Here is a 16,897-nt window from a genome sequence, read left to right as displayed (position 1 = left end):
GCAGCCCCCAGGCATTCTCGACTCTACACCTTGAACTGCCGCAACAACTGTTCCAGCTCTTCGCTCAAGCGCCCCAGTGCCACGCCGGCCTCGCTGGACTGCCGCGCCGCATCGGCGGTCTGTTGCGACAAACCGGCGGTATCCAGCACATTGCGGTTGATCTCCTCGACCACATGCGACTGTTGCAAGGTGGCGCTGGCAATCGAGGCATTCAAGGCGGTGAGGTTGTTCAGCACCTGGTTGATGGCGTCCAGGCTGGCACCGGCTTCGCGGGCTTGCTCGACGGTCTGGCGCGAGGCTTCGCTGCTGGTGTCGATGGCCTTGACCGCAGCGTCCGACTGGCTTTGCAGGTGCTCGATCATGGTGTGGATCTCGGCCGTCGACTGCGCCGTGCGTTGCGCCAGCAGGCGCACCTCGTCGGCGACCACGGCAAAGCCCCGGCCTTGCTCGCCGGCCCGTGCCGCCTCGATGGCCGCGTTCAGCGCCAGCAGGTTGGTCTGCTCGGCGATCGAGCGGATAACGTCCAGCACGCCGCCGATGCGCGTGCTGTGCCCGGCCAGGTCGCGGATCACCTGCACCGCCTGGTCGATGGTCAGCGATAGCTGGTCGATCTGCGCCAGGCTGCCGTGGATAGCCTCCTGGCCATGCGCTACCTGCTGTTGCGCGGTGCGCATTTCCCCGGCCGCCTGCTCGGCGGTCTTGGCCACGTCCTGCACGGCATAGGTCACCTCGTTGACGGCAGTGGCCACCTGGTCCATCTGTGCCGACTGCTGGGCGCTGTGCTGTTGCGCGGCGCCGGCGTTGTCGCCTACATGCCCGGCGGACTGGGCCAAGGCATGGGCCGCCCCCTGCAACTGGCCGATCACGCCTTGCAGCTTGCCGTTGAAGCGGTTGAAGTGCTCGCCCAGGCAAGTGATTTCGTCACGGCCATGGGTGTCAAGGCGCCGGGTCAGGTCGCTTTCGCCACTGGCGATGTTGCCCATGGCTTGCACGGCCTCCTGCAGCGGGCGGGCGATGCTGCGGGCAATCAGCATCACCACCAGGGCCATGAGCAGGGCAATGGCCAGCCCGACCAGCGAGGCGTCGCGCAACTGGCGATTGAATTCGGCCTGCACGTCATCGACGTAGACACCCGAGCCGATGATCCAGCCCCATGGCTTGAACAGCTGAATATACGAGGTCTTGGCCACCGGCTCGCTGGCACCGGGCTTGGGCCAACGGTAATTGACCGGCCCTGCGTCCTGTTGCCGGGCCAGGGCGACCATTTCGTTGAACACGGCGAAGCCGTCAGGGTCGCGGATGGCCGACAGGTCCTGGCCGTCGAGCTTGGGGTTGGCCGGATGCATGATCATCTTCGGCCCGAGGTCGTTGATCCAGAAATAATCGTCGTGGTCGTAGCGCAGCGCCCGTACCACCTGCAGCGCTTGCTGCTGGGCCGCTTCGCGGCTGAGCGTGCCGGCCGTTTCCAGGCCTTGGTAATACGCCAGTACCCCCGCTGCGGTCTGCACCACATGGCGGGTCTTTTCCGCCTTGGCCTGGTACAGGTCGCCATGGATCTGGCGCAGCATCAGCAGGCCCAGCATCAGCAGCATCGCTACCGCCACCAGCAGGATCAGCCACAGGCGGCGGCTGATAGACATCGATCTCAGGGTTTTCATCCCACAGCTCCCGCGATTGTTCTTGTTATTCAAGTGCATCCAAGCATGGTTTGAGCGAGGGCCCTACTCGACTAATGGCTAAGTGCTATGCGACTGATAGTCTGCCGCGTTCGTACCAGGCGTTCGCAAAGGCGCTCTGCTAGGATTTCGGCCGCGCAAGATGAAACCTTTAGGCAGCGTGAACTTTTCTACTGGCGTTGCCCCCAACAGTCGCTGTAAAACAGCCGGGCCGCGCGCGGCAAACTCAAGCAAATCAAGAACAAGGGGCCTGCCATGAGCAGCGCTCCAGCGGGGGAACGATGGATTTTTGGACTGCCATTCAGGCAATCATCTTGGGCGTGGTCGAAGGGCTGACGGAATTTCTGCCGATATCCAGCACCGGCCACCAGATCATCGTCGCCGACCTGATCGGGTTTGGTGGCGAACGGGCCATGGCTTTCAACATCATCATTCAGCTGGCGGCTATCCTGGCCGTGGTGTGGGAGTTCCGGGGCAAGATCCTCGACGTGGTCTTCGGCCTGGCCAGCCAACCTACGGCGCGGCGTTTCACCGGCAACCTGCTGCTGGCATTCCTGCCGGCGGTGGTACTGGGCGTGCTGTTCGCCGACTTGATCCATGAGTACCTGTTCAACCCGATCACTGTAGCGGCGGCATTGGTGGTGGGTGGGGTGATCATGCTCTGGGCCGAGCGTCGCCAGCACCGTGTGCAGGTCGACCATGTGGACGACATGCGCTGGAGCCATGCCCTGAAGATCGGCTTCATCCAGTGCCTGGCGATGATTCCGGGCACTTCGCGCTCCGGTTCGACCATTATCGGCGGCCTGCTGTTCGGCCTGTCGCGCAAGGCTGCCACCGAGTTCTCGTTCTTCCTGGCCATGCCGACCATGGTCGGGGCCGCGGTGTACTCGGGCTACAAGTACCGCGACCTGTTCCAGCCCGGCGACCTGCCGGTGTTTGCCCTTGGTTTCGTGACCTCGTTCATCTTCGCCATGATCGCCGTGCGCGCGTTGCTCAAGTTCATTGCCAACCACAGCTATGCGGCGTTCGCCTGGTATCGCATCGGCTTTGGCCTGCTGATTCTGGCGACCTGGCAGTTCGGCTGGGTTGACTGGGCCACTGCACATGGCTGAGGCGGCCAGGGGAGTACGCCTGGAAGGCGTACGCGACGTGCGCCTGAAACTGCTGTTGTGGGGCCTGCTGTGCCTGTTGCCCGGCCTCGGCGCGGCGCGCATGGCCTGGGTCGACCAGGCCTGGTGGCCACTGGCGTTGTACCCGGCGATGAGCCTGGTCAGCCTGCTGCTGTACTGGCAGGACAAGCAGCAGGCTCGCACCCAGGCCTGGCGTACGCCAGAAAAGGTGCTGCATGCCAGTGAGCTGCTGGGTGGCTGGCCGGGCGCACTGCTGGCGCAGCAGCTGTTTCGGCACAAGACGCGCAAGGTCTCGTATCAGCTGGTGTGCTGGGGAATCGTGCTGCTGCACCAGGTGTTCTGGGCGGACTGGCTGTTTCTTGGCGGGCGTTACCTACCAGTTGGCTGATCCAGGGTTGTGCCTGCCCATTCGCGGGTAAACCTGTTCCTGAAAAGGTGCAGCCGCGAAGATGCTGGCAAAAATGGATCACACTACCAACCCCACCTGCAGCCGCTTGGGCAGGCGTCGCACCACCAGCTGGTGCGAGCGCTGCAGCAAATCACACAGCTCCTCGCGCGCCATCGGGTAGGGCGGCGCCATGCTGATCCACCGCGCCCGCGCCAGATACGGCGCAGGCCGCACTCCCGGGCGGTCGCAATAGCCGAGAAACAGCTCGTCGGCCACTTTGAACGACAACCCGGCGCCCGCCAGGTCAAGTACCGCGAACATCTTGTTGCCCGCCACCGAGAACACCCGGATGCCGCCCCATTTATAGTCTTCCCGTGCCCCTGGCAGGCTCAGGCAGAACGCCGCCACCTGGGCTTCGCTCAGGCTTCGCTCAGACATACCGTTCTCCACAGGCCTCGAATGAGGCCGCAAGGTGGTCGATCCACACCCGTACCGCCGGCAGCAAACCCCGCCGGTGCGGGTACACCGCCTGCAGGTAGCCACCCGGTAGCGACCAGTCCGGCAGCAGGCGCACCAGTTCGCCACGTTCCAGTTCTTCTTCGCAGAACATGCTGGGCAGTGCGGTAAACCCGAGGCCTGCCCGTACAGCAGCATTACGTACTACGAAATCATCGATCGCCAGGCGTGGTTCCAAGGCGATTTCCTGCTGTTTGCCGTGCGGGCCGAACAGGCGGAAGTGTACCAGCCGGTCTGCTTCGGCGGCGCCCAGCACCGGTAACGAGGCCAGTTCGGCGGGTTCGCGAATGTGGTCGGCGAAACCGGGCGCGGCAACCAGTTGCATCTGCGCCTGGCGCAGGCGCCGGGTGACCAGGGCCGGGTCTTCATCGCCCAGGTCGCGCACCCGCAGCGCCACGTCGATGCCTTCGGAAATCAGGTCGACCCGGCGGTTGAGCAACACCATGTCCAACTGCACCAGCGGGTATTGCTCGAGAAAGCGGCTGATCACCTCCGGCAGGAAGGCATGGGCCAACGCCACCGGGCAGGACACCCGCAACCGGCCACGTGGCTCGCTGCTCATGCTGGCCACCGCTTCGTCGGCGGCTTCGGCCTCAAGCAGCATGGCCTGGCAGTGGTGCAAGTAGCGTTCGCCTACGGCGGTGAGCTTCAGTTGCCGCGTGGTACGCTGCAGCAGGCGAGTGCCCAGGCGTTCTTCCAGCTCGGCAATGCGCCGCGACAGCCGCGACTTGGGGATGCCCAGCTGGCGACCGGCTGCGGCGAAACCGCCGGCCTCGACTACGCGGGCAAAATAAAAAAGGTCGTTGAGGTCTTGCATGGTATGTCCCACTGTTCCATCTATGGGACAAACTAACGCATTTTTGCTGACTTATCAGCCATTGGCTCCCTCGGTAGGATTCTCCCCATCGTGATCGCCCACTGTCGCGGTCGTCATTCACAGGAGAGTCCCATGAAACTGTTGCATATCGATTCGAGCATCCTGGGCGACAATTCCGCCTCCCGCCAACTGAGCCGCGAAGTGGTCGCAGCCTGGAAAGCTGCCGACCCTAGCGTGGAAGTGGTGTACCGCGACCTGGCCGCTGACGCCATCGCCCACTTCTCTGCGGCCACCCTGGTAGCGGCGGGCACCCCGGAAGACGTGCGCGATGCAGCCCAGGCCTTCGAGGCCAAGCTCAGCACAGAAACCCTGGAAGAGTTCCTGGCGGCGGATGCCGTGGTGATTGGCGCGCCGATGTACAACTTCACCGTGCCGACCCAGCTCAAGGCCTGGATCGACCGCGTTGCCGTCGCTGGCAAGACCTTCCGCTACACCGAAGCCGGCCCGGAAGGCCTGTGCGGCAACAAGAAAGTCGTGCTGGTGTCCACTGCCGGTGGCCTGCACGCTGGCCAGCCGAGCGGTGCCGGGCATGAGGAATTCCTCAAGGTGTTCCTGGGCTTCATCGGCATCACCGACCTGGAAATCGTCCGCGCCCATGGCCTGGCCTACGGCCCTGAGCAGCGCAGCCAGGCGATCGACGCTGCCCAGGCGCAAATTGCCAACGAGCTGTTTGCGGCGGCCTGAGTCAGGTACCAATCGCTGACGCTGTAACAGCGGCCTGGTGTCGCGAAAACGCCGCAAGGCGGCCCCGGAGATCTCGGCGATAACGCTGAAACCGGGGCCGCTTTGCGGCTTTTTTCGCGACCCAGGCCGCGCCTGCATGGCCGCGTCGGCCTGGCGGTTGCTCTAGGCCGTTTCTGCGCGGCTCAGTGACTCTCAGGCACAATCATCGACACGGGCGCATGGTGGGCCCGCTGGCGTGCCACCAGGTAGTACAGCACGCTCGGTACTACCAGGCCGATCAGCCACGATACATCCACACCGCCCAGGTGCTCGACCAGCGGCCCGGTGTACAGCTTGGTATCGATGAACGGCATCTGGATCAGCACGCCCACGGTGTAGACGATGATCCCGGGCCAGTTCCAGCGGCCATAGCGGCCCTGCGGGTCGGCGAGGGCAGGGATGTCGTAACGCTCCTTGGTGATGAAGTAGTAGTCGACCAGGTTGACGGCACTCCATGGCACGAAGAACGTCAGCAGGAACAGGATGAACGACTTGAACGCACCGAGAAACGAATGCTGGCCAAGCAGGGCCAGCAAGGTAGCGGCACCGACGATAGCCAGTACGAACAACAGGCGTTGTGCGCGGCTGACCACCAGGTGGCCGCGAAAGCCGCTGATGATGGTGGCAATGCACATGAAGCTGCCGTAGGAATTGAGCGTCGAGATGGTCACCTTGCCAAAGGCGATGCAGAAATACAGCAGCGCTGCGGTGCCGCCGGCCCCGCCCAGGCCAACGATGTAGGCCACTTCGCGACCGGAGAACTGGCCGCCGGCAATGGCGACGGCGAACACGCCGAGGACCATTGACGCCTGGGCGCCGATCACCGAGCCCAGGCCTGCGGCGAGAAAGGTCTTGAGTGGTGAGGTGCGGCTTGGCAGGTAGCGCGAATAGTCGGCGACATACGGGCCGAAGGCGATCTGCCAGGACCCCGCCAGTGACACCGCGAGCATGAACGATGCCCAGCTGAAGTGGCGGTTGTCGAGCAACTGGCCGATGTCAGCCAGCATCAGGATACGGCTGAACAGGTAGACGAAGGCAATGATGCCCAGCACGCTGGCGACTCTGCCGATCCAGTGGATGACCCGGTATCCGGCCAGGGTGGCGAGCACGATGACGCTGGCGAAGATCAGGATACCGGTACTGTCGCTGACGCCCAGCAACTGGCCGATCGCCTGCCCGGAGAGCACCGTGCCGGTGGCAGTGAAGCCCAGGTACATCAGGCATACCAGTACCATCGGTATGGCCGCACCATACACCCCGAACTGAACGCGGCTGGAAATCATCTGCGGCAGCCCCAGGCGCGGGCCCTGTGCGGCATGCAGGGCCATCACCGCGCCGCCGATCAACTGGCCGAGCAGCAGGCCGATCAACGACCAGAACACGTCGCCCCCAAGCACCACGGCCAATGCGCCGGTGACGATGGCAGTGATCTGCAAGTTGGCGCCCAGCCACAAGGTGAACTGGCTGTATACGCGTCCATGGCGCTCGGTTTCGGGTATGTAGTCGATCGAGCGCCGCTCGATTACGGGTTTGCTGGACATACGCTGCTCCGCTTCTTTGTAGTTGTCTTGGCGAGTCAGTCATCGCCGGCACGCAAGGCGGATGACATCGCCTGCATGTGAGCATGTATATACAAGTAGGGTCAAGTGAAGTTGCGACAGGTAAAACAGTGCACTGTTGCGTAAGGATGGGCGGCAACTGTGCTGGTTACCGGCAAGGGAATAGCCTTATGCTGTAACGAAATATGTCTAGAACGCCTGAAAAAGGATACCGCAATGCCGCTCAAGGACCTGCTCATCGCCCTGGTGGTGATCGTCGCATGGGGAGTCAACTTCGTGGTCATCAAGGTTGGCCTCGATGGCTTGCCACCGATGCTGCTGGGGGCACTGCGCTTCCTGCTGGTGGCGTTCCCGGCGATTCTGCTGGTCAAGCGGCCGCAGTTGCCGTGGCGCTGGCTGGTCGCCTACGGTGCGACCATTTCCCTCGGCCAGTTCGCCTTCCTGTTCCAGGCCATGTACAGCGGCATGCCACCAGGGCTGGCCTCGCTGATCCTGCAGTCGCAGGCCTTCTTCACCCTCGGTTTTGCCGCGCTGTTCCTCGGCGAGCGGCTGCGCCTGGCCAGCGTGCTGGGGCTGCTGGTGGCGGCCACTGGCCTGGCGCTGATCGGCAGCGAAGACGGCGGCCATGTGCCGATGCTGGCGCTGGTACTGACCCTGTGCGGCGGCGCCATGTGGGGGCTGGGCAACATCATCACCCGGCGCTTTGGCTCGGTTGACCTGGTGGCCCTGGTGATCTGGGGAGGGTTGATCCCACCGCTGCCGTTCCTGGCCTTGTCCTGGTGGCTGGAGGGGCCGGAGCGCATCGGTCATGCCCTGGCGAATATCAGCTGGAGTTCGGTATTGGCCCTGGCGTACCTGGCGTTTGTCGCCACCATGCTGGGTTACAGCCTGTGGAGCAAGCTGCTGTCGCGCCACCCGGCCGGCAAGGTAGCGCCGTTTTCGCTGTTGGTACCGGTCATTGGCCTGAGCTCGTCGGCCTTGTTGCTGGGCGAGCGCCTGAGCGCAACCCAGGGCTGGGGCGCCTTGCTGGTGATGGCGGGGCTGCTGGTGAACGTGTTCGGCGCGCGCATCGGCCAGCGCTTGCGCGCGGTCAGCGCATGAAGTGCGGCGCCGGGGGCTGTTAGAATCGGTCTCTTTGCCAAGCCAATGGAGTGCACCCCATGATCATTTCCACCACCAGCCAGCTCGAAGGCCGCCCGATTGCCGAATACCTGGGCGTAGTCAGCTCCGAATCGGTGCAGGGGATCAATTTCGTGCGCGATTTCTTTGCACGTTTTCGCGATTTTTTCGGCGGCCGTTCGCAAACCCTGGAAAGCGCATTGCGCGAGGCCCGGGAACAGGCCACCGAAGAACTGAAAGCGCGGGCACGCCAGTTGCAAGCCGATGCGGTAGTGGGGGTGGATTTCGAGATCAGCATGCCGTCGGTACAGGGCGGCATGGTCGTGGTATTTGCCACCGGCACGGCGGTGCGCCTGAAGTAGGGCGCCCGGCCGCTGGTCGGGTGCGGAGTTGCAGTCCGGGCGGTCTGCAAATGACCAGCTAGTCTCACTTTCACTGGGCGCGTTTATCTGGGCAACCCTTCTGGTTGTCGGCGCGTCCGCCACTGGAGGGAGACAGGGCATGAGCGAATCCTTTTTCGAAGACCTGAACGACGTGTTCCCGATCAACAGCCAGGTGCGTTGCGGCCAGGCGGCCTTCCGCCTGGGTTTCGCCCACATGACGCTGGATGATTCCGAACAGCTCCAGCCAGCACACCTGCAGCGCAGCAAGAAAGGCCGCTTCATGCCGCGGGTGCCGCTAAAAAAGTGATCCGCTTCAGCTCAACCCCGCCGAACGGCGGGGTTTTTGTTGCAATTCGTTGATCCGCCTCATGGCATTGCCGGGTAGCGCTCGCCGGATTGCCAAGGCTGTGGTTTCCTGACGTGGCATTCCTGTAACGGAGGATTGAATGCTCATGCGAGTCAGGGAAGAGACCTATTGGCAGTGGGCCGATGCCCAGCTGCATAGCCGCTGCCATGATGAAGCGCTCAGTGATGGCACCACGCTGGATGTGCAGGTGCGCCTGTCGCGCCTGGGGGCGACCCAGCTGTTCCTGGGCTTGTATGGCCGGGACGGGCGGGCATTGCTGGAGGAGTATTACCCCGCACGGCCGGGCGAGACCATGACCCGTGCGTTGGTCTGGGGCGTGAACCGGGCCCGGGCCATGGCCACCGGCGCCTTGCCGCTGCCGGAAACCCGCAAGCGCCGGCGCCAGGCATGAAAAAGCCCGGCCTGTGCAGGCCGGGCTCAAGCAGGGTGCGAACCCTCAATTGATGGATTCGATCACCTTCACGGCCTGCTGCTCACGGGCAGCGGGCCATTCCTGTTGCAGGGTCTGCAGGACACGGCCGACGAACTCGGTGTCGGCGGCGGCCTTCTTGCCGACGTAGCCTTGGCCACGGCGGTAGACCTTGAAGCGCGCACGCATGCTGGGCAGGTGCTCTTCGAATTCATCTTCGACCGTGTTCGGTGGCAGGCGGTCCAGGCGCACTTCACCGGTCTGGCTGACCCACAGCAAGTGGTCGTCAAGGCTGTCCTTGCGTACGGCGAACAGCTGAGCCAATTGATCGATAGTCGGATTGTTGTTCAGGTTCATCATAAAGCCCCCATTACCCAGTCGTAGTGATTTTTCACAGTTGGCGCTACCACGGTGTAGCGCACTACCAAGGCTGCTACAGCAGCATCGCAACAGGGGCTTTCTCACGCTGCCTTTTGGACAGTTTCCCTCTCCACGGACGGCCTGCGTTACCGCGCAGGCCGTCTGGAACACCCTTGCCACCGCTCCCGATCAGGGAGACGGCTTCATCATGCCCAAGGGCGATGAACGGCGTCAACCATTTTGTAGTGAATATTTTTCCTCACTACATTGTGTCGTTTTGTCTGACAATCGCAGCCGCTACTAGAGCCCGGAGAGTATTTCAAAGGCGGCGCGTACGCGGGCTTCGTTCGGGTAGTTGCGGTTGGCCAGCAGCACCACGGCCAGTTGTTCGGCGGGCACGAAAGCGGCGTAGGCACCGAAGCCATTGGTCGAGCCGGTCTTGTTGTACCAGGCGGCCGCCAGCGCGGGCAGGGCAGGTTGCAAGCGCGTGGTCGCCTGCGGTTCACGGATGAGCCGCGGGCTGTTGCCGTCGACCAGGGTAGCCAGCGTGACCGGATACGGGTAACGCTCCCAGCCCAGGCCTTGAGTCATGGCGCCAACCTGGAAGTAACCCTGCCGGGTGATGGTTGTCGCTTGCACCAGGGCGGCAGGCAGGCCGTCCGGCTGCATGTGCAGGCGCACATAGCGCAACAGGTCGCTGGCGCTGGTCTTGATGCCGTAAGCCTCATCTGCGTACGGGCCGGGGCCGACCCGCACGGGCTGGTCGTTGGCGTCGTAGCCCTGGGCATACAGCCCCTGGACATCGGCCGGAACCTGCAGGTAAGTGTTCTGCAGGCCCATTTTCGCCAGCAGGCCCTCGCTCATCAGGGTGGCAAACGGCTGGTGCCGGGCCCGCGCGGCCAGGTCACCGAACAGACCCAGGCTGGGGTTGGAGTAGCAACGCTGGGTGCCAGGTTCGGCGCGGGGTTGCCAGTGGCGGAAGAAATCGACCACTTGTTGTGGTGTCTGCACCGCATCCGGAAATTGCAACGGCAGGCAGTCAGCGCTGTAGGCGCCCAGGTCCAGGACGCTCGCCTCGCCAATGGGGGCCCCGGCCAGGGCCGGGTGATAGTGCTTGGCCGGGGCGGCGAGGTCCAGCGCGCCCTCGGCGCTGGCCAGCGCGACCAGGTTGGCGGTGTAGGTCTTGCTCAGCGAACCGATCTCGAACAGCGTGTCGCGGCTGACCGGTACATTGTCGGCCTTGCTGGCCACGCCATAGCTGAAGTAGTGGGCGTGGTCGTGGGCATAGATTGCCACGGCCATGCCGGCAATGCCTTGTTCCTGCATCAGTGGGCGAATGATCCGGTCGACCTTGGCCTGCAATTGGTCGTCGGCCTCGGCGGTGCTGTAGCCAAGACTGAGGGAGAGGGCAGCGGCAAGTGCGGCCAGGCGGGGGAAAGGCATGGGCGGGTCCTTTTGCGGGAGGTGTCCGTTGCGCGATACCGGTGGGGGTTCCGGCGTTAGCGGCGAAAAGTCGAAGACCTTATCGTCTGCCCTTGCACAATGACAAGACGGAAACGCTAATGAAGTATTTGCGCATGTTGTTCGACAACTTCACCCTGGCCTTGCTCGGGGTGGTACTGCTCGCCACCGTGCTGCCCTGCTCGGGCGACGGTGCGGTGTATTTCGGCTGGCTGACCAACCTGGCCATCGGCCTGCTGTTCTTCCTGCATGGCGCCAAGCTGTCGCGCGAGGCGATCATTGCCGGTGCCGGGCACTGGCGCCTGCACGGGGTGGTATTCGCCTGCACCTTCGTGCTGTTCCCGTTGCTGGGGCTGGCGTTCAAGCCACTGTTCGTACCACTGGTGGGCAACGAGTTGTACCTGGGCGTGCTCTACCTGTGTGCCTTGCCGGCCACCGTGCAGTCGGCCATCGCCTTCACTTCGCTGGCACGCGGTAACGTGCCAGCGGCCATCTGCAGCGCGGCGGCATCCAGCCTGCTGGGCATCTTCCTCACCCCCTTGCTGGTCATGCTGTTGCTCGGCGCCAGTGGCGATACCGGCTCGGGCCTGGAGGCGGTGCTGAAGATCACCCTGCAATTGCTGGTGCCGTTCCTGGCCGGGCAGGTCGCCCGGCGCTGGATCGGTGCCTGGGTCAAGCGCAATGCGCGTTGGCTCAAGGTGGTGGACCAAGGCTCGATCCTGCTGGTGGTCTATACCGCCTTCAGCGAGGCGGTGGTCACCGGGCTGTGGCACACAGTATCGCCGCAACACCTGGCCGGATTGTTTGCCGTATGCGGGATCTTGCTGGCGGTGGTGCTGTACGGTACCCGGCTGCTTGGCAAGCTGCTGGGCTTTGACCTGGAGGACCGTATCACCATCCTGTTCGCCGGCTCGAAGAAAAGCCTGGCCACCGGGGTACCGATGGCCCAGGTGCTGTTCGTCGGTAGTGGCATCGGCGCGATGATCCTGCCGCTGATGCTGTTCCACCAGATCCAGCTGATGGTCTGTGCGGTGCTGGCGCAACGTTATGCCAGCCGTGAGCAGGTGCCCGAAGAGGCATCGGCGGCGTCCTGACACGCGGGTTGGCCCGCGACGCGGTCGCCGCTTGCACGGCGACCGCCAGTCTCTATCTGGCCTGCCCTGAGCCACGCGCGCGCAGCGCCTTGCCCACTTCAGCCTCGATCTTGTAGGCCGGCGCTTCCAGCTCGTCGTAATTGCGCGTGTAGCGCCGGGCGAACTCTTCCACACCCAGTTGCTGATACTGCTGCACATGCATGAGTTCGTGTGCCCACAAGGCCACGTTGTCCTCGGCGTCGGAAGCGCGGCGGAAGATGATCGTGTCGATCAGCGTCACGGCATTCACATCAGGGTTCTGCAGTAGCGCATTGGCCGCGCTCATTTGCTGTTCGTCACCCACCCGGAAACGTGCCGCGTCGAGCACGGCAAAGTCATACCAGGGTTCGAGTTGCGCGCGAATATGCAGCGGGATCGGTTGCACGCCGTCGGCGGTGGCCTCGTCGCGGGCCTGCTGCAAGGCGTAGGTCAGGCTGGAAGACGCCAGCACTTCAACATCCTTGAAAATCTGCCCGGCCTGCCCGGGGTCGATGGGCGCACAGAAACACCCCATCAGGCACACCTGGTACTGCCCTGGCGGGCAAGCCTGTTCGGCGAACGCAGGCAGGGCCAGTAGCCCCAGCAGGAGACTAATCCGCTTCATGCAGGGCCTTCTCGACGAAGTGGCGGCTAGCATCCAGCACCTGCGCCTGCACGCTCTCGGTGGCCAGCATGCGCCCGACCAGCAAGGCGCCGACGCACTGGCTGATCAACACCCAGGCCAGCTCGTCGTCCTCCAGGGTCGCGCTCCAGGCCCGGTGCAGTTCCACCAGCCAATGCTCGGCCACCGCGCGCACGGGTGCCTGGGCCCGGGCAATCTCCACCCCCAATGGCGGCAGCGGGCAGCCACCTTCGGCATTGTGCAGGTGGGCCAGGCTCAGGTACTGCTGCAGGCAACGGGCCAGGCGTTCGCGGCTGGCCTCCTGGTTGGCCAGGCGCGCCAGCGGGCTGTTGCACAGTTCCTGTCGCACCACTTCGGTGAACAGGTCGTCCTTGGACGGGAAGTGGTTGTAGAAGGCACCGCCGGTCAGGCCGATCGCCTTCATCAGCCCGGCCACGCCAGTGCTGGAAAAGCCCCCGCGTTTGGCCAGGGCGCCGCTGCTGGCCAGCAGCCGCTCACGGGTTTGCTGCTTGTGTTCGTTGGTGTAGCGCATTCACTTGCCTCTGCAGGCGGGCTTGACGGTGGCGGCGATCATAACATAGCGTTCGTTTACTAAACGATCATTCACCAATAGGTGCAGGCATGGCAGAACAACAAAAAGTAGTGCTGGTTGTAGGAGCGGGCGATGCCACCGGTGGCGAGATTGCCAAGCGCTTTGCCCGCGAGGGCTATATCGCCTGTGTGACCCGGCGCCAAGCTGACAGGCTGCAGCCGCTGCTGGACGAAATCCGCGCTGCCGGCGGCCAGGCTTACGGTTTTGGCTCCGATGCGCGCAAGGAGCAGGAGGTGGCGACGCTGGTGGATACCATCGAGCGCGATATCGGCCCGATCGAAGCGTTCGTATTCAACATTGGCGCCAATGTGCCCTGCAGCATTCTTGAAGAAACCCCGCGCAAATACTTCAAGATCTGGGAAATGGCCTGTTTTGCCGGTTTCCTTACCGCCCAGGCGGTGGCCCGGCGCATGGTCCAGCGCGAGCGCGGCACCCTGCTGTTCACCGGCGCCACTGCGGGCACCCGTGGCGCGGCCGGTTTTGCAGCGTTCGCCGGGGCCAAGCACGCCTTGCGCGCCTTGGCGCAGAGCATGGCGCGCGAACTGGGGCCGCGGAACATCCATGTCGCCCACGTGGTGGTCGACGGCGCCATCGACACGGCTTTCATCCGTGACAGTTTCCCCGAGCGCTACGCCCTCAAGGACCAGGACGGCATTCTCGACCCGGCTCACATCGCTGACAGCTACTGGTTCCTGCACACCCAGCCCCGCGACGCCTGGACCTTCGAGCTGGACCTGCGCCCCTGGCTGGAACGTTGGTAAAGCCCCTTTCAGTGAGCAAGGATCGTCACCATGCACAAGACTGTCGACTTCTTTTTTGACCTGGGCAGCCCGGCCAGTTATCTGGCCTGGACCCAGCTGCCTGGCCTGTGTGCCCGCCAAGGTGCCACGCTGCGCTACCGGCCGATGCTGCTGGGCGGGGTTTTCCAGGCTACCGGCAACGCCTCGCCGGTCATGATTCCGGCCAAGGGGCGTCACATGTTCATCGACCTGGCGCGCTTCGCCGCGCGCTATGGGGTTGCGTTCGGGCTGCCGCCGGGGTTCCCGGTCAATACCTTGACCCTGATGCGTGGGGCGTTGGGCACCCAGCTGCGCTCGCCGGAGCAATTCGAGGCGTTACTGGCGGTGCTGTTCAATGGGCTGTTCGTGCAGCGCCGCAACCTGGGCGATAGCGTCGTCCTCGACGCTACGCTCAGCCAGGGCGGCTTCGACCCGCAGGCATTTCGCGCGCTGGCGGGGGACGAGCAGGTAAAGGCTGCGCTCAGGCAGGTGACCGAAGAGGCTGTGGGGCGCGGGGTGTTTGGTGCGCCGACCTGCTTCGTCGGTGACGAGATGTTCTTCGGCCAGGACCGCCTGGACTTTGTCGAGCAGGCGCTGTGTCAGGGCGCCAGCAGCCGTTCCAGCTGAGTGCGTTCCCACAGGCTGAGCAGGTCGGTCGGGTTGGTGCCATAGCGCTGCCAATCTTCGAGCCCGGCCTGTTCCCCGTTGGGTGCCTGGCAATGGACGCATTGGGCCAGGCCCTCGACGTCCATGGCGAGGGTCAGCTGCCAGCCCTGGATAGCGATATCGACCAGGCCGTGATCGTGGCGGGCTTCAACGGACAAGGCATGGATGCCAAGCGCTGCATCACGCAGGCATTGGTAGACGGTCCGGGTGTTCATGCTGCTCCTGTCGGGGGCCGCTGAGCGGCCCTTCGCGGCAGTTCGGCCAGGTCAGAAATTCGCCGGGGTGTTGGCGCTGATGATCTCGGCCTCGTCCGGGCCGATATTCTTGAAGCTGTGCGGCAGGGTCGTGGGGATGTAGTAGCCGTCGCCCGAGTTGAGCACGCTCACCTGGCCATCGACCCACAACTCGACGGTACCGCGGGTGACCAGGCCACACTCTTCACCCTCGGCATGCACGATCGGTTCGCCCGAGTCGGCACCCGGTGCATACAGTTCGCGCAGCATGCGCATCTGGCGGCCTTCGACACTGGCGCCGACCAGCAGCATGCGCAAGCCATTGCGGCCCAGGTCTGGCTGTTCGCCGGCACGGAACACGTAGCGCTCTTCGCGCACCGGCTCGTCGAAGCTGAAGAACTCGGCCAGGCTCATGGGGATGCCCTCGAGCAGTTTCTTCAGGGAACTGACCGAAGGGCTGACGCGATTCTGCTCGATCTGCGAAATGGTCGAATTGGTCAGCCCGCTGCGGCGGGCCAGTTCCCGTTGGGAGAGGTTGTTGCGTTCACGCACCAGTTTGAGTCGCGTCCCCGTGTCCATAGCCGCCTTGTATTCAAGAGGTGTCAAAAATAATGAGCGATGCGCATTAAAACACACTCTGCACGCTTGCGCGCTGTGCTTGTCAGGCCCTTTGTGCGGCGGGCATCGGCCACAGCCCGACGAGCAGCAGCAGGGCCGCAACGGCCAGGAATGGCAAGCGTGGGTCGAGCGCATACACCAGGGTGCCCGCCAGCGGCCCGATCACCGCGCCCATGCCCTGCGCTGCACCGATGGCACCGGCTGTAGCGCCTTGCTCCGACGCGTGCATGGCATTTGCCGCCAACGCGGAAAACGCCGGGAACACGAAGCCCATGCCCGCCGCCGCGACGAAATAGCAGGCCCACAGCCACGGCGCCGTGGTTGCCAGGGCCCCGCAGGCAAAGCCCATGGCCGACACTGTGGCACCCACCCGAATCATTTTCAGCGGCGGCCATTCCAGCTGGCGCAGCATTACTTGCGCCAGGATCAGTGCCACGCCCACCGTGGTCAGGGCGATGCCGGCGGCCTGGGCGGCCTCGGCTGGGCCCAGGTGCAGGCGGTCGAGGGCGAAGAACCCGACCACGATCTGCGAGACCGTGACGCTGAGCATGGCGCAGAATGCAACCAGCAGGGGGCGGCGCAGGCGCGGGTCGTTCAGCTGCACCGGGCGCGGAACATGGCGGTGCGACAGCGCCTGTGGCTTGAGGCTGAACAGCAGGACGAGGAAGGCGCTGGCTGGCAGCAGCGACAGTATGTGGAACGGCAGGCTCAGGCTATGCCGCGCCAACAGCGCGGCCAATGCCGGCCCGACCACCAGGCCGATGGCGTTGGCGGCGCCCAGCGCGGCCATGGCCCGGGCCCGGCGCTGGGGTTCGACATGGTCGGCGATCAGCGCGTTGCAGCCCACCGGGATGGCGGCATAGAACGCACCGATGCAGCCGCGCGCCACGGTCAGGCCGATGAACGCCAGCGTCGCCCCCGGCAACCAGCGCAATGCACCTTCGATGAACAGGCACATCAGCCAATAGCCCAAGGTGAAGCCGGCGCTGCCCAGCAACAGGATGCGCCGGCGGCCGTAGCGATCCGCCGCGCGCCCCCAGGGGCGTGCCAGCAGTACCCAGACCACCCCGGCCACGGTGACCGCGGCACCGGCTTGCCAGGTGGCCATGCCGAGCTGCCGGGCAATCGGGCCGATCAGCGCGACAAAGGCCATCATCGACAGGGTACAGGCCATGTTGGCCAGCAGCAGCGGACGCAGGTCCAGTGTGCTGGCAGGGAGGAGAGCGGCAGGATCCTTTGCAGCATTCATCAGGCAGTCCAGGGCAGTGCGGCAGACAGAAAGCCGA

21 protein-coding genes and 1 pseudogene are annotated in these 16,897 nt (G+C 64.3%); 10 read left to right on the top strand and 12 right to left on the bottom strand.

Going from position 1 to position 16,897, the window contains the following annotated elements:
* Positions 1 to 23 precede the first annotated feature (23 nt).
* On the bottom strand, positions 24 to 758 hold the full coding sequence (locus ACLEJP_RS15000) for a methyl-accepting chemotaxis protein (protein WP_440807812.1): 735 nt from the start codon (positions 756 to 758) through the stop codon (positions 24 to 26).
* Between the two features lie 138 nt (positions 759 to 896).
* Positions 897 to 1,568: pseudogene (gene mcpP, locus ACLEJP_RS14995) on the bottom strand (methyl-accepting chemotaxis protein McpP); the annotation flags it as partial.
* A 389-nt stretch (positions 1,569 to 1,957) separates the two neighbouring features.
* Between mcpP and ACLEJP_RS14990 the strand changes: the two are divergent.
* Both ACLEJP_RS14990 and ACLEJP_RS14985 read left to right on the top strand, forming a co-directional pair.
* Entirely contained in the window at positions 1,958 to 2,788 is an 831-nt protein-coding gene (locus ACLEJP_RS14990) for an undecaprenyl-diphosphate phosphatase (protein ID WP_440807573.1), read from the top strand.
* Positions 2,781 to 3,194, top strand: coding sequence for a DUF1294 domain-containing protein (locus ACLEJP_RS14985; RefSeq protein WP_440807570.1), 414 nt, complete (start codon positions 2,781 to 2,783; stop codon positions 3,192 to 3,194). Before ACLEJP_RS14990 ends, ACLEJP_RS14985 begins: the two co-directional genes overlap by 8 nt.
* 78 nt (positions 3,195 to 3,272) lie before the next feature.
* Here the strand turns inward: ACLEJP_RS14985 and ACLEJP_RS14980 are convergent, their stop codons facing one another.
* The gene (locus tag ACLEJP_RS14980; RefSeq protein ID WP_440807569.1) at positions 3,273 to 3,632 is read right to left on the bottom strand and encodes an MmcQ/YjbR family DNA-binding protein; all 360 of its coding nucleotides are present in this window, start codon (positions 3,630 to 3,632) and stop codon (positions 3,273 to 3,275) included.
* On the bottom strand, positions 3,625 to 4,527 hold the full coding sequence (locus ACLEJP_RS14975; RefSeq protein ID WP_440807567.1) for a LysR substrate-binding domain-containing protein: 903 nt from the start codon (positions 4,525 to 4,527) through the stop codon (positions 3,625 to 3,627). The genes ACLEJP_RS14980 and ACLEJP_RS14975 overlap by 8 nt, the downstream gene beginning before the upstream one ends.
* A 132-nt stretch (positions 4,528 to 4,659) precedes the next feature.
* Between ACLEJP_RS14975 and ACLEJP_RS14970 the strand changes: the two genes are divergently transcribed.
* A complete protein-coding gene (locus ACLEJP_RS14970; protein WP_440807565.1) occupies positions 4,660 to 5,271 on the top strand; it encodes an FMN-dependent NADH-azoreductase in 612 nt (203 codons plus the stop codon).
* Positions 5,272 to 5,453: 182 nt separating this feature from the next.
* Here ACLEJP_RS14970 and ACLEJP_RS14965 read toward each other — a convergent pair whose 3' ends face one another.
* Positions 5,454 to 6,851 carry a purine-cytosine permease family protein gene (locus ACLEJP_RS14965; RefSeq protein ID WP_440807562.1) on the bottom strand — a complete coding sequence of 466 codons (1,398 nt, stop codon included), beginning with the start codon at positions 6,849 to 6,851 and terminating at the stop codon, positions 5,454 to 5,456.
* Between the two features lie 234 nt (positions 6,852 to 7,085).
* Between ACLEJP_RS14965 and ACLEJP_RS14960 the strand changes: the two genes are divergently transcribed.
* The 4 genes from ACLEJP_RS14960 to ACLEJP_RS14945 all read left to right on the top strand — a co-directional run bounded on the left by ACLEJP_RS14960 (position 7,086) and on the right by ACLEJP_RS14945 (position 9,129).
* The gene (locus ACLEJP_RS14960) at positions 7,086 to 7,970 is read left to right on the top strand and encodes an EamA family transporter (protein ID WP_440807561.1); all 885 of its coding nucleotides are present in this window, start codon (positions 7,086 to 7,088) and stop codon (positions 7,968 to 7,970) included.
* A gap of 59 nt (positions 7,971 to 8,029) precedes the next feature.
* Positions 8,030 to 8,350: a YbjQ family protein gene (locus ACLEJP_RS14955; RefSeq protein ID WP_003258990.1), complete on the top strand. Its 321-nt coding sequence runs from the start codon at positions 8,030 to 8,032 to the stop codon at positions 8,348 to 8,350.
* 139 nt (positions 8,351 to 8,489) lie between these two features.
* Complete coding sequence (locus tag ACLEJP_RS14950; protein WP_085626612.1) at positions 8,490 to 8,678, top strand: hypothetical protein; 189 nt, start codon at positions 8,490 to 8,492, stop codon at positions 8,676 to 8,678.
* Positions 8,679 to 8,817: 139 nt separating this feature from the next.
* Positions 8,818 to 9,129, top strand: coding sequence for a hypothetical protein (locus tag ACLEJP_RS14945; RefSeq protein ID WP_225778059.1), 312 nt, complete (start codon positions 8,818 to 8,820; stop codon positions 9,127 to 9,129).
* Between the two features lie 45 nt (positions 9,130 to 9,174).
* Here the strand turns inward: ACLEJP_RS14945 and ACLEJP_RS14940 are convergent, their stop codons facing one another.
* Positions 9,175 to 9,507, bottom strand: coding sequence for a hypothetical protein (locus ACLEJP_RS14940; protein ID WP_440807557.1), 333 nt, complete (start codon positions 9,505 to 9,507; stop codon positions 9,175 to 9,177).
* A gap of 300 nt (positions 9,508 to 9,807) precedes the next feature.
* Positions 9,808 to 10,950, bottom strand: coding sequence for a class C beta-lactamase (gene ampC / locus ACLEJP_RS14935; protein WP_440807554.1), 1,143 nt, complete (start codon positions 10,948 to 10,950; stop codon positions 9,808 to 9,810).
* A 119-nt stretch (positions 10,951 to 11,069) separates the two neighbouring features.
* Between ampC and ACLEJP_RS14930 the strand changes: the two genes are divergently transcribed.
* Positions 11,070 to 12,062 carry a bile acid:sodium symporter family protein gene (locus ACLEJP_RS14930; RefSeq protein WP_440807553.1) on the top strand — a complete coding sequence of 331 codons (993 nt, stop codon included), beginning with the start codon at positions 11,070 to 11,072 and terminating at the stop codon, positions 12,060 to 12,062.
* Between the two features lie 52 nt (positions 12,063 to 12,114).
* Here ACLEJP_RS14930 and ACLEJP_RS14925 read toward each other — a convergent pair whose 3' ends face one another.
* Together ACLEJP_RS14925 and ACLEJP_RS14920 are read right to left on the bottom strand one after the other, a co-directional pair.
* Positions 12,115 to 12,705: an eCIS core domain-containing protein gene (locus tag ACLEJP_RS14925; protein ID WP_440807550.1), complete on the bottom strand. Its 591-nt coding sequence runs from the start codon at positions 12,703 to 12,705 to the stop codon at positions 12,115 to 12,117.
* On the bottom strand, positions 12,692 to 13,255 hold the full coding sequence (locus ACLEJP_RS14920) for a TetR/AcrR family transcriptional regulator (RefSeq protein ID WP_440807549.1): 564 nt from the start codon (positions 13,253 to 13,255) through the stop codon (positions 12,692 to 12,694). The genes ACLEJP_RS14925 and ACLEJP_RS14920 overlap by 14 nt, the downstream gene beginning before the upstream one ends.
* 89 nt (positions 13,256 to 13,344) lie before the next feature.
* Here ACLEJP_RS14920 and ACLEJP_RS14915 point away from each other — a divergent pair, with 89 nt between their 5' ends.
* Both ACLEJP_RS14915 and ACLEJP_RS14910 read left to right on the top strand, forming a co-directional pair.
* Complete coding sequence (locus ACLEJP_RS14915; RefSeq protein ID WP_289131388.1) at positions 13,345 to 14,076, top strand: SDR family oxidoreductase; 732 nt, start codon at positions 13,345 to 13,347, stop codon at positions 14,074 to 14,076.
* A 30-nt stretch (positions 14,077 to 14,106) separates the two neighbouring features.
* Positions 14,107 to 14,721, top strand: coding sequence for a 2-hydroxychromene-2-carboxylate isomerase (locus ACLEJP_RS14910; protein ID WP_440807547.1), 615 nt, complete (start codon positions 14,107 to 14,109; stop codon positions 14,719 to 14,721).
* On the opposite strand, the gene ACLEJP_RS14905 is transcribed toward ACLEJP_RS14910, so the two are convergent.
* The 3 genes from ACLEJP_RS14905 to ACLEJP_RS14895 all read right to left on the bottom strand — a co-directional run bounded on the left by ACLEJP_RS14905 (position 14,694) and on the right by ACLEJP_RS14895 (position 16,860).
* Entirely contained in the window at positions 14,694 to 14,975 is a 282-nt protein-coding gene (locus ACLEJP_RS14905; protein WP_440807545.1) for a DUF7693 family protein, read from the bottom strand. The two genes, ACLEJP_RS14910 and ACLEJP_RS14905, sit on opposite strands and share 28 nt — an antisense overlap.
* Positions 14,976 to 15,026: 51 nt before the next feature.
* Positions 15,027 to 15,572, bottom strand: coding sequence for a cupin domain-containing protein (locus ACLEJP_RS14900; protein WP_087500627.1), 546 nt, complete (start codon positions 15,570 to 15,572; stop codon positions 15,027 to 15,029).
* Positions 15,573 to 15,654: 82 nt separating this feature from the next.
* Positions 15,655 to 16,860, bottom strand: a complete 1,206-nt coding sequence (locus ACLEJP_RS14895) for an MFS transporter (protein WP_440807542.1) — start codon at positions 16,858 to 16,860, stop codon at positions 15,655 to 15,657.
* Positions 16,861 to 16,897: the final 37 nt, after the last annotated feature.

The organism is Pseudomonas sp. SMV7, from assembly GCF_052041995.1.
Lineage (GTDB): Bacteria > Pseudomonadota > Gammaproteobacteria > Pseudomonadales > Pseudomonadaceae > Aquipseudomonas.
This window is presented reverse-complemented; position numbering and strand designations above follow the sequence as displayed.

Coding starts and splice junctions, on each gene's coding strand:
- ampC (WP_440807554.1), bottom strand. CDS start 10,950: ATGCCTTTCCCCCGCCTGGCCGCACTTGCCGCTGCCCTCTCCCTCAGT.
- ACLEJP_RS14900 (WP_087500627.1), bottom strand. CDS start 15,572: ATGGACACGGGGACGCGACTCAAACTGGTGCGTGAACGCAACAACCTC.
- ACLEJP_RS14950 (WP_085626612.1), top strand. CDS start 8,490: ATGAGCGAATCCTTTTTCGAAGACCTGAACGACGTGTTCCCGATCAAC.
- ACLEJP_RS14990 (WP_440807573.1), top strand. CDS start 1,958: ATGGATTTTTGGACTGCCATTCAGGCAATCATCTTGGGCGTGGTCGAA.
- ACLEJP_RS14910 (WP_440807547.1), top strand. CDS start 14,107: ATGCACAAGACTGTCGACTTCTTTTTTGACCTGGGCAGCCCGGCCAGT.
- ACLEJP_RS14920 (WP_440807549.1), bottom strand. CDS start 13,255: ATGCGCTACACCAACGAACACAAGCAGCAAACCCGTGAGCGGCTGCTG.
- ACLEJP_RS14975 (WP_440807567.1), bottom strand. CDS start 4,527: ATGCAAGACCTCAACGACCTTTTTTATTTTGCCCGCGTAGTCGAGGCC.
- ACLEJP_RS15000 (WP_440807812.1), bottom strand. CDS start 758: ATGGACCAGGTGGCCACTGCCGTCAACGAGGTGACCTATGCCGTGCAG.
- ACLEJP_RS14945 (WP_225778059.1), top strand. CDS start 8,818: ATGCTCATGCGAGTCAGGGAAGAGACCTATTGGCAGTGGGCCGATGCC.
- ACLEJP_RS14915 (WP_289131388.1), top strand. CDS start 13,345: ATGGCAGAACAACAAAAAGTAGTGCTGGTTGTAGGAGCGGGCGATGCC.
- ACLEJP_RS14895 (WP_440807542.1), bottom strand. CDS start 16,860: ATGAATGCTGCAAAGGATCCTGCCGCTCTCCTCCCTGCCAGCACACTG.
- ACLEJP_RS14960 (WP_440807561.1), top strand. CDS start 7,086: ATGCCGCTCAAGGACCTGCTCATCGCCCTGGTGGTGATCGTCGCATGG.
- ACLEJP_RS14925 (WP_440807550.1), bottom strand. CDS start 12,705: ATGAAGCGGATTAGTCTCCTGCTGGGGCTACTGGCCCTGCCTGCGTTC.
- ACLEJP_RS14955 (WP_003258990.1), top strand. CDS start 8,030: ATGATCATTTCCACCACCAGCCAGCTCGAAGGCCGCCCGATTGCCGAA.
- ACLEJP_RS14940 (WP_440807557.1), bottom strand. CDS start 9,507: ATGATGAACCTGAACAACAATCCGACTATCGATCAATTGGCTCAGCTG.
- ACLEJP_RS14980 (WP_440807569.1), bottom strand. CDS start 3,632: ATGTCTGAGCGAAGCCTGAGCGAAGCCCAGGTGGCGGCGTTCTGCCTG.
- ACLEJP_RS14930 (WP_440807553.1), top strand. CDS start 11,070: ATGAAGTATTTGCGCATGTTGTTCGACAACTTCACCCTGGCCTTGCTC.
- ACLEJP_RS14905 (WP_440807545.1), bottom strand. CDS start 14,975: ATGAACACCCGGACCGTCTACCAATGCCTGCGTGATGCAGCGCTTGGC.
- ACLEJP_RS14985 (WP_440807570.1), top strand. CDS start 2,781: ATGGCTGAGGCGGCCAGGGGAGTACGCCTGGAAGGCGTACGCGACGTG.
- ACLEJP_RS14965 (WP_440807562.1), bottom strand. CDS start 6,851: ATGTCCAGCAAACCCGTAATCGAGCGGCGCTCGATCGACTACATACCC.
- ACLEJP_RS14970 (WP_440807565.1), top strand. CDS start 4,660: ATGAAACTGTTGCATATCGATTCGAGCATCCTGGGCGACAATTCCGCC.